Consider the following 15896-nt stretch of genomic DNA (forward strand, 5'->3'; position numbering starts at 1 on the left):
AATGCCCCGCAGTATCTGGTTGAGTATTGTTGTTTTCGTCACCGCCTTTTGGGCGACCGTAGGTCAGGCAGAAACCGGATGGCAACCGATTCAGGAAACCATCCGCAAAAGCGAAAAAGACACCCGTCAGTATCAAGCGATTACGCTCGACAACAAGATGGTCGTCCTGCTGGTTTCCGATCCGCAGGCGGTGAAATCGCTGTCGGCGCTGGTGGTGCCCGTTGGTTCGCTGGAAGATCCTGACTCGCATCCGGGCCTTGCGCACTTCCTCGAACACATGACGCTGATGGGCTCGAAAAACTACCCGCAGCCTGACAACCTCGCTGAATTCTTAAAAATGCACGGCGGCAGTCACAATGCCAGCACCGCGCCGTATCGCACCGCGTTCTATCTGGAAGTGGAAAACGATGCGCTGCAGGGGGCAGTAGATCGCCTGGCGGACGCTATTGCCGCGCCGCTGCTGGAAAAGAAATACGCCGACCGCGAGCGTAACGCCGTCAACGCTGAGCTGACCATGGCACGTACCCGTGACGGTATGCGCATGGCGCAGGTGAGTGCTGAAACCATCAACCCGGCTCACCCCGGCGCGCGCTTTTCTGGCGGTAACCTCGAGACGCTGAGCGACAAGCCTGACAGCCCGGTGTATGAGGCGCTGCTGGCGTTTCGCAACAAGTACTACTCCGCGAACCTGATGAAGGCGGTGATTTACAGCAACAAACCGTTGCCTGAGCTGGCGCAGATTGCGGCGCAAACTTACGGCCGCGTGCCGAACAAATCTATCGAACGCCCGGAAATCACTGTTCCGGTGGTAACCGATGCGCAGAAAGGTATCATCATTCACTACGTGCCAGCGCTGCCACGTAAAGTGCTGCGCGTGGAATTCCGCATCGATAATAACTCCGCGCAGTTCCGCAGCAAAACCGATGAACTGATCACCTATCTTATCGGCAACCGCACGCCGGGTACCTTGTCTGACTGGCTGCAAAAGCAGGGGCTGGTAGAAGGCATTCGAGCAGACTCTGATCCAGTGGTGAACGGTAACAGCGGCGTGCTGGCGATTTCTGCCACCTTAACCGACAAAGGGTTGGCGCACCGCGATGAAGTGGTGGCCGCTATCTTTAGCTATCTTGATACGCTGCGCCAGAAAGGCATCGACAAAAGCGACTTTGACGAGCTGGCGCATGTGCTGAACCTCGATTTCCGCTACCCGTCCATCACCCGTGATATGGGCTACGTCGAATGGCTGGCGGACACCATGATTCGTGTGCCGGTCGCGCATACCCTCGACGCGGTGAACATTGCCGACGAGTACGACCCGCAGGCGGTAAAAGACCGTCTGGCGATGATGACGCCGCAGAACGCGCGCATCTGGTATATCAGCCCGAACGAACCGCATAACAAGACAGCCTACTTTGTTGATGCGCCGTATCAGGTGGATAAAATCAGCGCTGACACCTTCGCCAAATGGCAGAAGGCTTCTAACGGCATTACGCTGAATCTGCCGCAGCTCAACCCGTACATTCCGGACGACTTCACGCTGATTAAAAGCGAGAAAAAGTACACGCATCCGGAGCTGATTGTTGATGAGCAAAATCTGCGTCTGGTCTATATGCCGAGCCGCTATTTTGCCAGCGAACCGAAGGCCGATATCACGCTGATTCTGCGTAACCCGAAAGCGATGGACAGCGCCCGTAACCAGGTGATGTTTGCGCTGAATGACTACCTGGCCGGTATTGCGCTCGATCAGCTGAGCAACCAGGCTGCCGTCGGCGGGATCAGCTTCTCGACCGGTGCTAATAACGGCTTAATGCTCAATGCCAACGGCTACACTCAGCGTCTGCCGCAGCTGTTTGACGCCCTGTTGCAGGGCTATTTCAGCTACACACCAACCGAAGAGCAGCTGGAACAGGCGAAATCCTGGTACCTGCAGATGATGGACTCTGCCGACAAAGGCAAAGCCTACGAACAGGCGATTATGCCGGTGCAGATGGTGTCGCAGGTGCCTTACTTCCAGCGTGAAGACCGTAAAGCGCTGCTGCCGTCAATTACGCTCAAAGAGGTGATGGACTACCGCGATCGGCTGAAAGCCGGGGCGCGTCCGGAGTTTATGGTGATTGGTAACCTGAGCGCTGACCAGTCTACAACCCTTGCGCGCAGCATTCAGACCCAGCTTGGCGCCAACGGCAGCGAATGGTGCCGCAACAAAGATGTGTTGGTCGATAAACAGCAAAATGTCATCTTTGAGAAAGCGGGTGCCAGCACTGACTCGGCGCTGGCCGCGGTGTTTGTGCCGCCAAACGTTGATGAGTTCTCCAGCTCGGCGGCGAGCGCCATGCTGGCGCAAATCGTCCAGCCGTGGTTCTACACGCAGCTGCGCACCGAAGAACAGTTAGGCTATGCCGTCTTTGCCTTCTCGATGAACGTCGGCCGTCAGTGGGGAATGGGTTTCCTGCTGCAAAGTAATGACAAACAGCCGTCGTTCCTGTGGGAGCGCTTCAAAGCCTTCTTCCCGACCGCCGAACAGAAACTGCGTGCGATGAAGCCGGAAGAGTTTGCCCAGATCCAGCAATCGGTCGTCGCTGACATGCTGCAAGCGCCGCAAACGCTGAGCGATGAAGCCTCGCAGCTGAGCAAAGATTTCGATCGCGGTAATATGGCCTTTGATTCACGTGCTAAAGTAGTGGCCCAGATTAAGCTGTTAACGCCGCAAAAACTGGCCGACTTCTTCCACCAGACGGTGGTTGCCCCGCAGGGCATGACGGTGCTGTCGCAGGTCTCCGGTAGCCAGAATGGTAAAACCGACTACGCGCATCCTGAAGGCTGGAAAGTGTGGCAGAGCATTACTGAGTTGCAGCAAACCTTACCCTTACGACGAGAAGACGAATGACCGAAACCGCCGAGTCCCTTAATCCCCTGCGCTTACCCCTTATCGGCGAGCGCCTGATTGAAGCCTCAGCGGGCACCGGAAAAACCTTCACCATCGCCGCACTTTACCTGCGGCTGTTGCTGGGGCTGGGCGGCGAAGCCGCCTTTCCTCGGCCCGTCAATGTCGAAGAACTGCTGGTGGTTACCTTTACTGAGGCTGCCACCGAAGAGCTGCGCGGGCGTATTCGTAGTAACATTCACGAACTGCGCGTCGCCTGCCTGCGCAACGCCACCGACAACCCACTCTATGCCAGCCTGCTGGCGGAAATTGATGACCTCCAGCAGGCGGCCAATGTACTGCTGCTGGCGGAGCGTCAGATGGACGATGCCGCCGTCTTTACCATCCACGGCTTCTGTCAGCGCATGCTGAGCCTCAACGCCTTTGAGTCCGGCATGCTGTTTGAACAGCAGCTGATTGAAGACGAATCCCAGCTCCGCTACCAGGCCTGCGCCGACTTCTGGCGACGCCACTGTTACCCGCTCAATCGCGAAATTGCCCAGGTGATCGTCGAGTCGTGGAAAGGGCCGCAGGACTTACTTAAATCCATCGACCGCTACCTGCAGGGTGAAGCGCCGGAGCTTAAAATCCCGCTCGGCGACGCCGAAACGCTGGCGTCGCGTCACCAGAAGATCCTCGCGCAAATCGCCGAGATTAAACGCCACTGGCTGGCGAGCGTGGGCGAGCTGGATGCGCTGCTGGAAAATTCCGGTATCGACCGACGCAAGTTCAATCGCGGCAATCAGAGTAAGTGGATCGATAAGATCAGCGCCTGGGCGCAGGAAGAGAGCAAAAACTACCAGTTGCCCGACGCACTGGAAAAATTCAGCCAGGCGTTCCTTGCCGAGCGCACCAAAGCGGGCGGTGAAGTACCTAGCCATCCGCTGTTCAGCGCCATCGAGAACTTATTGTCCACGCCGCTGACGCTTAACGATCTGGTGATCGCCCAGGCGATGAAAGAGATCCGCGAAGCGGTTGCCCGCGAAAAACGCCGACGCGGCGAGCTGGGCTTTGACGATATGCTCAGCCGCCTTGATGAAGCGCTGGAGAGCGACAGCGGCGATGCGCTGGCGGCCGCCATTCGTCAGCGATTCCCGGTGGCGATGATCGATGAATTCCAGGACACCGACCCGCAGCAGTACCGCATCTTCCGCCGCATCTGGCGACAGCAGCCGGACACCGCGCTATTGCTTATCGGTGATCCGAAGCAGGCGATTTACGCCTTCCGCGGCGCGGATATTTTTACCTATATGCGCGCGCGTAGCGACGTGGCGGCTCACTATACCCTCGACACCAACTGGCGCTCTGCACCAGGCATGGTTGAGAGCGTCAACCGCCTGTTCGGGCTGGTTGATAACCCCTTTATGTTCCGTGATATTCCGTTCCTGCCGGTAAAATCCGCACCCAAAAACGCCTCGCTGCGCTTTGAGGTTGACGGTGAAAATCAGCCGGCGATGAACCTATGGCTGATGCCCGGCGAAGGCATCAGCGCGGGGGATTATCAAAACTTTATGGCTCAGCAGTGCGCGGCGCAAATTCGCGGCTGGCTCACCGGCGGCCAGCAGGGCCGAGCGTTGCTCTGGCGAGGCGACAACGCTCGCCCGGTACAGGCGTCGGATATCACCGTGCTGGTGCGTAACCGCCAGGAAGCGTCGCTAATCCGTGATGCCCTGAACGCGCTGGCGATCCCGTCGGTCTACCTCTCCAACCGCGACAGCGTATTTGAAACCCCGGAAGCACAGGAACTGCTATGGGTGCTACAGGCAGTGCTGACGCCTGAGCGGGAAAATACGCTGCGCAGCGCGCTGGCGACGGCGATGTTTGGCCTGAACGCGCAGGACATCGAACGGCTGAATCAGGACGAAAACGCCTGGGATGCGCTGGTGGAAGAGTTTAGCGACTACCGTCTAATCTGGCAGCGGCGTGGCGTGATGCCGATGATTCGCGCCCTGATGAGCGCGCGGTCAATGGCGGAAAACCTGCTGGCGACCCACGGCGGAGAGCGACGCTTAACCGATATTCTGCACCTAAGCGAGCTGCTTCAGGAAGCGGCCACCCAGCTTGAAAGCGAGCATGCGCTGGTGCGCTGGCTTAACCAGCAGGTTGCCGAGCCGGACACCAACGCTTCCAGCCAGCAGATGCGTCTGGAGAGCGATAAACACCTGGTGCAGATAGTCACTATCCACAAGTCAAAAGGGCTGGAGTATCCGCTGGTCTGGCTGCCGTTTATCGCCCGTTTCCGCAAAGAGAAACAGGCGTTTTACCACGACCGTGAAACCTTCAAAGCGGTGCTTGACCTCAACGAAAGCGACGAAAGTCTTGAACTCGCAGAGGCTGAGCGTCTGGCGGAAGACCTGCGCTTGCTGTATGTGGCCTTAACGCGCGCCATCTGGCATTGCAGTCTGGGCATCGCCCCGCTGACTGCCCGGCGCAGCGACAAACCGACCGATACGGAATTACACCACAGCGCGCCGGGAAGGCTGCTACAAAAAGGCGAAGTGCTGGACGCCTCCGGGCTACACGCCTGTCTGCAGGCCGTATGCGACGAACATATTTCCCTGACGCTGGCCACCGCGCCGGACGACGCTCGCTGGCAGGCGACCCAATCAGAGATGCCTGAGCTGGCGGCGCGTCAGGTGCTACGCCGCGTGGTTGATGACTGGCGCGTGACGAGCTACTCCGGCTTGCAGCAGCGCGGGCATAGCGTGGCGCAGGACCTGCTGCCGCGCATCGATATTGACGCCTCAGGTGTTGCAGAAGCGCAAAGTGAACTGACAATGACGCCGCATCATTTCCCGCGCGGCGCCTCTCCGGGGACTTTCCTGCATAGCCTGTTTGAAGACCTCGACTTCACCCAGCCGGTGTCGCCGGAATGGATGCGCGAAAAGCTACAAAACAACGGCTTTGATGAAGCGTGGGAGCCGATGCTGACCCGCTGGATAACCCAGGTGCTGGACGCGCCGCTGGCGGATATCGGCATTGCGCTGAATCAGCTTAGCGAGCGGCAAAAACAGGTGGAAATGGAGTTTTATCTGCCCATCAGCCAAACGCTGGATGCGCGTGCGCTGGACGCGGTGACTCGCCGCTATGACCCGCTGTCGGCAGGCTGCCCGGAGCTGGATTTCCGCCAGGTGCGCGGCATGCTGAAGGGCTTTATCGACCTTGTTTTCCGCCACGACGGTCGCTACTACCTGCTGGATTACAAGTCCAACTGGCTTGGCGAAAACGGCGAAGCCTATACCCAGCAGGCGATGGCGGAAGCAATGCAGTCTCACCGCTATGATTTGCAGTATCAGCTCTACAGCCTGGCGCTGCACCGTTATCTGCGCCACCGCATGGCCGACTATGACTATGAGCGTCATTTTGGCGGCGTGATTTATCTGTTCCTGCGCGGCGTGGACGGCGAGGCAGGGCAGCAGGGAATTTTTACCACCCGGCCCGACCCGGCGCTGATAACGGCAATGGACGCGCTGTTTGCCGGAGAGGAGAGCAACGCATGACGCTCCAACAACGTTTACTGGAAGCCGCCGAGCAAAAGCTGCTGCGCCCGCTCGACGTGCAGTTTGCGCTGATGGTGGCAAAAGATGAACATCCAGCGGTGATGCTCGCCGCTGCGATGCTGAGCCGCGACGCCGGAGAAGGGCACGTCTGTTTGCCGCTCTCCCATCTCAGTCCCTCTATGCAGCCGAAAGGCCGCGTCCGCGAACTCTGGCAGCAGCTGTTTGCCGAAGCGAACGTGCCGGAGGAGTGGGAGACGCTATTGCTGAGCTCTGAGGCCGTTAGCGCTGGAGAGCGTCCATCGCCGCTGATCCTGAGCCGTGGCAGGCTTTATCTCAACCGCATGTGGCGCAACGAACTCACCGTGGCGCGCTTCTTTAGCGAAACCAACGCGCCCTTTGCCGTCGATGAAGCCCAGCTTGCTGCGACGCTCAACGCGCTGTTCCCGGTAAGCGACGCGATCGACTGGCAGAAAGTGGCTGCCGCCGTGGCGCTGACTCGCCGTATCTCAGTTATCTCCGGCGGCCCCGGTACCGGGAAAACCACCACCGTTGCTAAACTGCTGGCGGCGCTGGTACAGATGGCGGGAACGGAGAAGTGTCGTATTCGCCTCGCCGCGCCAACCGGTAAAGCGGCGGCGCGCCTGACGGAATCGCTGGGCGCGGCGCTGCGAAAACTCGATTTAACCGACGGGCAAAAAGCGATGCTGCCAACCGATGCCAGCACGCTGCACCGTTTGCTGGGCGCGCAGCCCGGCAGCCAGAAGATGCGCTACCACGCCGGAAACCCGCTGCATCTGGATGTGCTGGTAGTGGATGAAGCCTCAATGATTGACTTGCCAATGATGGCGCGGCTGATTGATGCGCTGCCGCCGCACGGGCGGGTAATCTTCCTCGGCGACCGCGACCAGCTGGCGTCGGTGGAGGCCGGGGCGGTGCTCGGCGATATCTGCAGCTGGGTGAACGCGGGCTATACCCTGGAGCGCGCCGCGCAGCTTAGCCTCCTGGTCGGGGCCACAGTTCCCGCCGGTGACGGCCAGACGGCAGGGGCGCTACGCGACAGCCTTTGCCTGCTACGAACCAGCTACCGCTTTGGCAGCGACTCCGGTATCGGCCAGCTTGCCAGCGCGGTAAACCGGGGCGATAAGAAAGAGATCGACACCGTGTTTGCCCACGGCTTTAGCGATATTGAACTGAAACCGCAGCACTCGACGGACGACTATGCCGCGATGCTCGACGATGCACGAGCGGGCTACGGCCATTATCTTCAACTGCTACGCGAGCAGGCCGACCCTGAGGTCGTGCTGGCAGCGTTTGGTGAATACCAACTGCTGTGCGCGCTGCGCGAAGGGCCGTGGGGGGTGAGCGGGCTTAACCAACAGTTTGAACAGCTGCTTACGCGTCACCGGCAGATAGTGCCGCAGCGGCATTCCCGCTGGTATGAAGGCCGTCCGGTGATGATTGCGCGTAACGATAGCGCGCTGGGGCTGTTTAACGGTGATATCGGCGTGGCGCTGGATCGCGGCGATGGCATGCGCGTCTGGTTCCCGATGCCGGACGGTACGATTAAATCGGTGCAGCCAAGCCGCCTGCCGGAGCACGACACCGCCTGGGCGATGACGGTGCATAAATCGCAGGGTTCTGAATTCACCCACGCCGCGCTGGTGCTGCCGACGCAGATTGTCCCGGTGGTGAGCCGCGAGCTGGTGTATACGGCGATAACCCGTGCGAAAGCGCGGCTGTCGATGTACGCCGATAAAAATCTGCTTATCCAGGCAATCGCCACGCGCACCGAACGACGCAGCGGCCTGTCGGCGATTTTTGCAGAGATAGAATAGGGTCTTAAGATTTGCTCGGACTGCCCCCTCTCCCTTTTTAAGGGAGAGGGCTGGGGTGAGGGTTTAACGCCGAGGCTGCATTCCCCTCACCCTAACCCTCTCCCCAAAGGGGCGAGGGAACCGATCGGCGTGGGGGGGCTACTGGCTTACACCAAATCCGTCATCAATACCTTCGACCGGCGCTGATAGTTATACAGCAGCTTCTTACTCTCCGGCAGCAGCTCCACGTCCACCGGCTTAAAGCCGCGTTCCTGGAACCAGTGAATGCTGCGCGTTGTTAGCACAAACAGGTGGTTAAGCCCCATTTGCTTCGCCTGGGAGGCAATTCGCTGTAACAACACTTCGCCGCGCGAGGAGCTTCGATAATCCGGATGTACCGCCACGCAGGCCATCTCGCCAATTTTCTCTTCCGGGAAAGGATAGAGCGCGGCGCAGGCGATGGTGGTGTTATCACGCTGAATAATCGTGAATTTATCGATCTCCATCTCCAGCTGTTCGCGGGAGCGGCGCACCAGAATGCCCTGCTGCTCGAGCGGTGCAATCAGGTCCAGAATACCGCCAATATCGTTGATGGTTGCCCGGCGAATTTGCTCGGAGCTCTCCATCACAATTTGCGTACCGATACCGTCGCGGGAGAACAGCTCCTGCAACAGCGTGCCGTCTTCCTGATAGCTGATAAGGTGGCTGCGGCGCACGCCGCTGCGGCAGGCTTTGACCGCGCCGCGCAGGAAACGGGCGGTGCCGGAGAGGTAGTCGCCCTCTTTTTCAAGCTCTTCAATGCGCGCCTGAGCTTCGTTCGGGAACAGCTCAGAGATAATTTCGCCCGCTTCGTTAAACACGCCCTGAGAAGAGCAGAAGCCGATCATCTTCTCGGCCTTCAGCTTAATCGCCAGTTGGGTGGCAATCTCTTCCGACGTCAGATTAAAGCTCTCACCGGTAACTGAAACGGCCACCGGCCCCATCAGTACGATAGCGCCGCTGTCGAGCTGGCGATGAATCGCTTCTTCATCGATACGACGAATACGTCCGCTGTGGCAGTAGTCGATGCCGTCGTCGACGCCCAGCGGTTGAGCAATGATAAAGTTACCGCTGACCACGTTGATGTGCGCGCCCTGTAGCGGGGTGTTATTCAGGCTCATCGACAGGCGGGCAGTAATATCCAGCTGCAGCAGGCCCGCGGCCTGTTTCACCAGCTCAAGGGTTTTCGCATCCGTGACGCGGATATGTTTGTGATAGGTTGGCTCATGGTGATGCTCGGCCAGATTCGCGTCGATCTGCGGGCGCGCGCCATAGACCAGCACCAGGCGAATGCCTAAACTGTGCAGCAGGCCAATATCGTTGACGATGCTGGAAAAGTTTTCATGCTCAATGGCTTCGCCGCCAAGCATGATGACAAACGTCTTCCCCCGGTGGGCGTTAATATAGGGGACGGTATGACGAAACCCCTCTACCAGTTCGGTTCTACGTTCCTTCACCACGGCACAACCCTCAATGCATGATTATTCGTAATTAGTGTATTTTTATTCTGTTTTTATCGGAAACGCAAGCCAGAATTTGCTTAAACATTGGAAAATCTCCGGCCAAATTTCGCTGATTCAACGAATGTTTACCCTTTTATAGATGACAGCTTATGCGGCTTTAGTTACAGTTTCCGGTCAATCGTATTATGCGAATTCTTTGATTACTTTTTTTTGCCTGGGATGGAGCATGTCGGGAAGTCAGTCTTTGAGCCGTCGTCGCCTGCTACAAGGTGCCGGTGCCATGTGGTTGTTGAGCGTGAGTCAGGTTGGGTTAGCTGCCGTCAGTCAGGTGGTGGCGGTGCGCATATGGCCTGCGTCCAGCTATACGCGCGTGACGGTGGAGTCCAGCCGTGAGCTCAAGTATCGACAGTTTGCGTTGAGCAACCCTGACCGTCTGGTGGTCGACCTCGAAGGGGTGAACCTGAACTCGGTGCTGAAAGGCATGGGGGCGCAGATCCGCAGCGACGATCCGTTTATTAAATCCGCGCGCGTAGGGCAGTTTGATCCGCAGACGGTGCGCATGGTGTTTGAGCTGAAGCAGGATGTGAAGCCGCAGCTGTTCGCACTTGCGCCGGTGGCGAACTTTAAAGAACGCCTGGTCATGGATCTCTACCCAGCCAGCAGCACAGAACAGCAGGATCCGCTGCTAGCGCTGCTGGAGGACTACAACAAGGGCGATCTCGAAAAGCAGGTGCCGCCATCGCAAAGCGGCCCGCAGCCGGGCAAAGCCGGGCGCGATCGTCCGATTGTTATCATGCTTGACCCCGGCCACGGCGGCGAAGACTCCGGCGCGGTGGGGCTGTATAAAACGCGGGAGAAAGACGTGGTGCTGCAAATTGCCCGTCGCCTGCGTGCGTTGATTGAAAAAGAAGGCAACATGAAAGCCTACATGACGCGCAACGAAGATATCTTTATTCCGTTGAAGGTGCGGGTAGCGAAAGCGCAAAAGCAACGTGCTGACCTGTTCGTCTCTATTCACGCGGATGCGTTCACCAGCCGCCAGCCGAGCGGCTCATCGGTGTTTGCCCTGTCGACCAAAGGGGCTACCAGTACCGCGGCGAAATACCTCGCCCAGACCCAGAACGCCTCGGATTTAATCGGTGGTGTCAGCAAGAGTGGCGACCGCTACGTTGACCACACCATGTTCGATATGGTGCAGTCGCTGACCATCGCCGACAGCCTGAAGTTTGGTAAAGCGGTGCTCAAAAAGCTGGGGCAGGTGAACGACCTGCATAAAAACCAGGTTGAGCAGGCGGGCTTTGCGGTACTGAAAGCGCCGGATATTCCATCGATCCTCGTCGAAACGGCGTTTATCAGTAACGTTGAAGAGGAACGCAAGCTCAAGACCGCCACCTTCCAGCAGGAAGTGGCTGAATCTATTCTCGCCGGGATCAAAGCCTACTTTGCCGACGGCGCGACGCTGGCGCGGCGCGGGTAACCGGCGATGTCTCGCCTGAAAAGCGCCCACGGCGGCAACACGCGCGAAGCGGCGGCGCTGATGGGCCTGCGCGCCGACCAGTTGCTGGACTTCAGCGCCAATATCAATCCGCTGGGCATGCCCGAAAGCCTGAAGCAGGCTATCGTTGCCCAGCTTGCCTGCGCCGAGCGCTACCCGGACGTTGACTACCAGCAGCTACATCAGGCGCTGGCGTCGCACCACGGCGTGCCTGCGGCGTGGTGTCTGGCGGGCAACGGCGAAACCGAATCCATTTTTACCCTCGTGCATGGTCTGAAGCCTAAGCGGGCGATGGTGGTTGCTCCGGGCTTTGCTGAGTATCGCCGGGCGCTGGAAACCATCGACTGCGCGATTGACACCTTTGCGCTTCGCGAAGAGGACGGCTGGCAGCTGACCTCACGTCTGCTTGATGCGCTCACCCCCGAGCTGGATTGCCTGTTTCTCTGCACGCCGAATAACCCGACCGGGCTGCTGCCGGAGCGCTCGCTGCTGCTCGCGGTGGCCGAATGCTGTCGGAGGCTGAATATTGCGCTGATTCTCGACGAAGCCTTTATCGATTTTATTCCCGGTGAGCAGGGCTTTATTCCGCTGCTCGCGCAAAACCCGCATATCTGGGTGCTGCGCTCGCTGACCAAATTTTATGCCATTCCCGGCCTGCGTCTGGGCTATTTGCTCAACAGCGACGAACGGGCGGTAGCGCGGCTACGTCGGCATCAGATGCCGTGGTCGATTAACGCCTTTGCGGCGTTGGCCGGAGAAATTGTGCTTAACGACCATGAGTATCAACAGACCACATGGCGTTGGCTGGATAAGGAAGGGGCGCGGTTTTATCGGGCGCTGGAGAATATTTCGGGGCTGAAGGTTTATCCGGGCAGGGCCAACTATCTGTTCCTGCGCTGCGAACGTGCGGAGATTGAACTGCAGTTTGCGCTGCTGCAACGGCGAATTTTAATCCGCAGCTGCGCCAACTATCCGGGGCTGGATGGGCGCTATTTCCGCGTGGCGATTCGCAGCGAGGTGGAAAACCAGCAACTGCTGGGCGCGCTGCATCAGGTGTTGGGCTGAACCCCGCCTGCCACCGCTTTTAGCAGGTGCTGCTGCGGCCAGATTTCAGCGAGCCCGCTGTGCGCCAGCGACCATTTCACATACTCCACATCGTGACGGCGACGGTCGAGCATCAGCCCGACCACGCTGCCGCTATGGGCCACGTTCAGGCCGTATAATCCGCACGACTCTACTACCCCTAAAAGCGTGTCAAAGCCCGGCTTAGGTAACAGCGTCTGGCTGGCGATGGCGCTGAGCGTCGCGGCTTCCCCCATCAGGCTGGCGCTGTTGCTGTCGCAGGCGGCCTGCACCTTTTCCCAGGCCAACTGCAGTGCACTGGCGCTGGCCGTGAGCGCGGCCTCGCGCGGCAGGCGGTGATAGTCGGCGGTACGCAGCATCAGCGGGCTTTCCAGGATAAGTAGATCGAAATCAGGCGCAGGCGCGCAGGCAATCTGCGTGCGCGCATGGTGGTGGTCGAACAGCGTCAGCGCGCGGAACAGGGTGCTGTCCGTTGGCTCAAGCGAGACGCAGAGCGTGGCGAGTTCGGATTCACTGAGTGAATGGCCCAGGTGCATTGCGGTGGCAAGTGCGGTCGCGGCAATGTCGGCGGTGCTGCTCGCCATCCCTTTGGCAATCGGCAGCGTCGAGTCCACTTCAATGCGTAGCGTCTGGCTCAGGGCGAGGGGATAATTCCAGTGGGCAAGCAGGGTATTGACCATGCGGCGCGTCAGCGGGCGTTCATCAGGACGCGGCGTTCCCCGGCGCACTTCCACCGTGCTGAACCAGTCTATTGGGCAGGAGACCAGCTTTTCACTGCCCAGAATCCAGCCCTGAATCAGCTCTCCGCAGGAGCCCGGACAGCGCGCAACGCTCATGATTTCCCTTGCCTTGTGGTTCCAAATATAACTACCGTAAATAAATATACCGGTATTGTCGCAGCGCAACGAAATCATTTTACCGGGGCGCTAGAGTAACCTGCTTTTGTTTTATGCGGGCCATCGTGTCGGCATAAATCTGCAATCAACAGGTTTGGCATGTTATGTGCCAGGGAAGGAGGTGTAAACCCTCCGCAGCCCCCGCTGCTGTGATGCTGACGACCCCGTAATGACCACTGATCGACCGATCGGGAAGGCCGGGTGAGGATGACGCTAAGCCAGAAGACCTGCCTGTTGATTTATTTCAACAGCTTCGGTGGGAAGCGGGTTGCTTTGCGTCGCACGGTCGTCAGGCCGGGCGCGCGCGCGGCTATACCCAAAATCCACCCTGAACAGGGTTAGGGTATGGCAACCAGACAGCATGCATTCGTTCTCGCCGGCACCGGTAGCGGCTGTGGGAAAACCACGGTGGCGCTCGGCCTGCTGACGCTGCTTCAGCAGCGTGGCCTGCGGGTTCAGCCCTATAAAGTGGGGCCGGACTACCTCGATACCGGCTGGCACACCGCGCTGTGTGGCGTTGCTTCCCGCAACCTCGACGCTTTCATGTTGCCCCCCTCCATCCTTAATGCGCTGTTCAGCGAACATATGCAGCAGGCCGATATCGCCGTGATTGAAGGCGTAATGGGGCTGTACGACGGCTACGGCACCGACCCCAACTACTGCAGCAGCGCGGCGATGGCCAAACAGCTCGGCTGCCCGGTGATTTTGCTGGTCGACGGCAAAGCGGTCTCCACCTCCATTGCCGCCACGGTGATGGGCTTCCAGCACTTCGACCCGAGCCTCAATATTGCGGGCGTTATCGTTAACCGCGTCAACAGCGAAAGCCATTTCCAGTTGCTGAAAAGCGCCATCGAACGCTACTGCTCGCAGCCAGTGCTGGGCTACGTGCCGCGCGCGGAAGGCGTGGCGCTGCCCGAACGTCATCTGGGGCTGGTGACCGCCCGTGAATCCGCGATTGATAAGCAACCGTGGCAGGATTTTGCTGCGACGCTGTCCCGTACGCTGGATATCGACAGGCTACTGGAACTCACTGAACTGAGCGTGCTGCCCGCCGGTCAGTGGCCGCCGGAGCCGCTTTGCGGTGAGGGGCTGAACCTTGCACTTGCCGACGATGAAGCCTTCAATTTCTACTACCCGGACAATCTCGCGCTGCTGGCGCGGGCTGGCGTGAAGATTGTGCGCTTCAGCCCACTGCACGATGAGCGCCTGCCCGAGTGCCAGATGATCTGGCTCGGCGGCGGCTACCCAGAACTGCACGCCCAGGTGCTCGCAGGCAACAAGCCGATGCTGGCCCAACTGCGCGCTGCGCACGCGAGCGGCGTGGCGATTTATGCCGAGTGCGGCGGCCTGATGTACCTTGGCACCACGCTGGAAGATAAAAACGGTGAGATTCACGCGATGGCCGATATCCTGCCCGGCCACAGCAAAATGGGTACCCGACTAACCCGCTTTGGCTACTGCGAAGCGCAGGCATTGCAGCAGACGCTGCTTGCTGCCCCCGGCGATGTGCTGCGCGGCCACGAATTCCACTACTCCGATTTCACCGCGAGCACCCCAGCGGTAATGGCGTGCCACAAAACTCGCGACGGCGCGGTGCTCCAGCAGTGGTCCGGCGGCTGGCAGCGCGGGAATACCTTTGCCAGCTATCTGCACCTCCATTTCGCCCAGAATCCGTCGATGCTCAACCACTGGTTTGCCGCGGCAAGGAGCGCCCAATGACGCTGCTGGCCTGGTGTCTGGCGTGGGTGCTCGATTTCATTATCGGTGACCCACAAAACTGGCCGCATCCGGTGCGCTGGATAGGCAACCTGATTACCGTCGTGCAGCGCGTTGTGCGCCGTCTTTGCCATTCCGACCTTGCCCTGCGCATCGGCGGCGGGGTGATGTGGCTGGTGGTGGTAGGGCTGACCTACGCCGTTTCCTGGGGCGTGCTGCACCTCGCCGCGCGCGTGCATCCTTGGCTGGGCTGGGGCGTCGAGGTATGGATGATTTTCACCGTGCTGGCCGGGCGCTGCCTGGCACAGTCGGCGCAGGCGGTCGAACGCCCTCTGCGGGCAGGCGACCTCGCTGAAAGCCGCATCAAGCTGTCGTGGATTGTCGGGCGCGATACGTCGCAGCTACAGCCGGAACAAATTAACCGCGCGGTGGTAGAGACGGTGGCGGAAAACACCGTCGACGGCATTATCGCGCCGCTCTTCTTCCTGCTGCTTGGCGGCGCACCGTTGGCAATGGCCTACAAAGCGGTCAATACCCTCGATTCGATGGTGGGCTACAAGCATGAAAAATACCGGGCGATAGGCATGGTGAGCGCACGCCTCGACGATGTGGCGAACTTCATTCCCGCTCGCCTGAGCTGGCTGTTGATTGGCCTTGCTGCCTTTGTTTGCCGCGATAACGGCATGCGCGCGCTGCGTATCGGCTGGCGCGATCGTAAAAATCACAGCAGCCCTAACTGCGCCTGGTCGGAAGCGGCCGTCGCCGGGGCGCTGGGCATTCGCCTTGGCGGCCCAAACGACTATTTTGGCGAGCGGGTGAACAAGCCGTGGATTGGCGACGAACATCGCCCGATTGCCATTGATGATATTTCCCGAACGATTCGACTGATGTGGGTAGCGTCAACGCTGGCCCTGCTGCTGTTTATGGCAGTCAGGTTCTGGCTCATCGGCGCGGCCTGAGGAGTACT

Annotated in this window: 9 protein-coding genes and 1 riboswitch; of the genes, 7 read left to right on the forward strand and 2 right to left on the reverse strand. The window is 59.4% G+C overall.

Going from position 1 to position 15896, the window contains the following annotated elements; all coding sequences use genetic code 11:
• Position 1 precedes the first annotated feature (1 nt).
• From ptrA to recD, 3 genes are read left to right on the forward strand one after another with little or no spacing between them, the layout of a single operon-like run.
• Complete coding sequence (gene ptrA / locus V6940_RS16830) at positions 2-2887, forward strand: pitrilysin (protein ID WP_333496612.1); 2886 nt, start codon at positions 2-4, stop codon at positions 2885-2887.
• Complete coding sequence (recB, locus tag V6940_RS16835; RefSeq protein ID WP_333496613.1) at positions 2884-6423, forward strand: exodeoxyribonuclease V subunit beta; 3540 nt, start codon at positions 2884-2886, stop codon at positions 6421-6423. The genes ptrA and recB overlap by 4 nt, the downstream gene beginning before the upstream one ends.
• Positions 6420-8258 carry an exodeoxyribonuclease V subunit alpha gene (gene recD / locus V6940_RS16840; protein ID WP_333496614.1) on the forward strand — a complete coding sequence of 613 codons (1839 nt, stop codon included), beginning with the start codon at positions 6420-6422 and terminating at the stop codon, positions 8256-8258. The genes recB and recD overlap by 4 nt, the downstream gene beginning before the upstream one ends.
• 146 nt (positions 8259-8404) lie before the next feature.
• Here the strand turns inward: recD and argA are convergent, their stop codons facing one another.
• Positions 8405-9736 carry an amino-acid N-acetyltransferase gene (argA, locus tag V6940_RS16845; protein WP_333496615.1) on the reverse strand — a complete coding sequence of 444 codons (1332 nt, stop codon included), beginning with the start codon at positions 9734-9736 and terminating at the stop codon, positions 8405-8407.
• A 229-nt stretch (positions 9737-9965) separates the two neighbouring features.
• On the opposite strand from argA, the gene amiC reads away from it, so the two are divergent.
• Both amiC and cobD read left to right on the forward strand, forming a co-directional pair.
• A complete protein-coding gene (gene amiC, locus V6940_RS16850; RefSeq protein WP_220439965.1) occupies positions 9966-11216 on the forward strand; it encodes an N-acetylmuramoyl-L-alanine amidase AmiC in 1251 nt (416 codons plus the stop codon).
• 6 nt (positions 11217-11222) lie between these two features.
• On the forward strand, positions 11223-12299 hold the full coding sequence (gene cobD, locus V6940_RS16855; RefSeq protein WP_333496616.1) for a threonine-phosphate decarboxylase CobD: 1077 nt from the start codon (positions 11223-11225) through the stop codon (positions 12297-12299).
• On the opposite strand, the gene V6940_RS16860 is transcribed toward cobD, so the two are convergent.
• The gene (locus V6940_RS16860) at positions 12284-13153 is read right to left on the reverse strand and encodes an L-threonine kinase (RefSeq protein WP_333496617.1); all 870 of its coding nucleotides are present in this window, start codon (positions 13151-13153) and stop codon (positions 12284-12286) included. The two genes, cobD and V6940_RS16860, sit on opposite strands and share 16 nt — an antisense overlap.
• Before the next feature lie 133 nt (positions 13154-13286).
• Positions 13287-13462: riboswitch (cobalamin riboswitch) on the forward strand.
• 96 nt (positions 13463-13558) lie between these two features.
• Here V6940_RS16860 and V6940_RS16865 point away from each other — a divergent pair.
• Positions 13559-14932, forward strand: a complete 1374-nt coding sequence (locus V6940_RS16865; protein ID WP_333496618.1) for a cobyrinate a,c-diamide synthase — start codon at positions 13559-13561, stop codon at positions 14930-14932.
• On the forward strand, positions 14929-15888 hold the full coding sequence (cbiB, locus tag V6940_RS16870) for an adenosylcobinamide-phosphate synthase CbiB (protein ID WP_333496619.1): 960 nt from the start codon (positions 14929-14931) through the stop codon (positions 15886-15888). Before V6940_RS16865 ends, cbiB begins: the two co-directional genes overlap by 4 nt.
• Positions 15889-15896: the final 8 nt, after the last annotated feature.

Origin of the sequence: Kluyvera sp. CHPC 1.251 (assembly GCF_036759945.1) — a bacterium.
Classification (GTDB): domain Bacteria; phylum Pseudomonadota; class Gammaproteobacteria; order Enterobacterales; family Enterobacteriaceae; genus Kluyvera; species Kluyvera sichuanensis.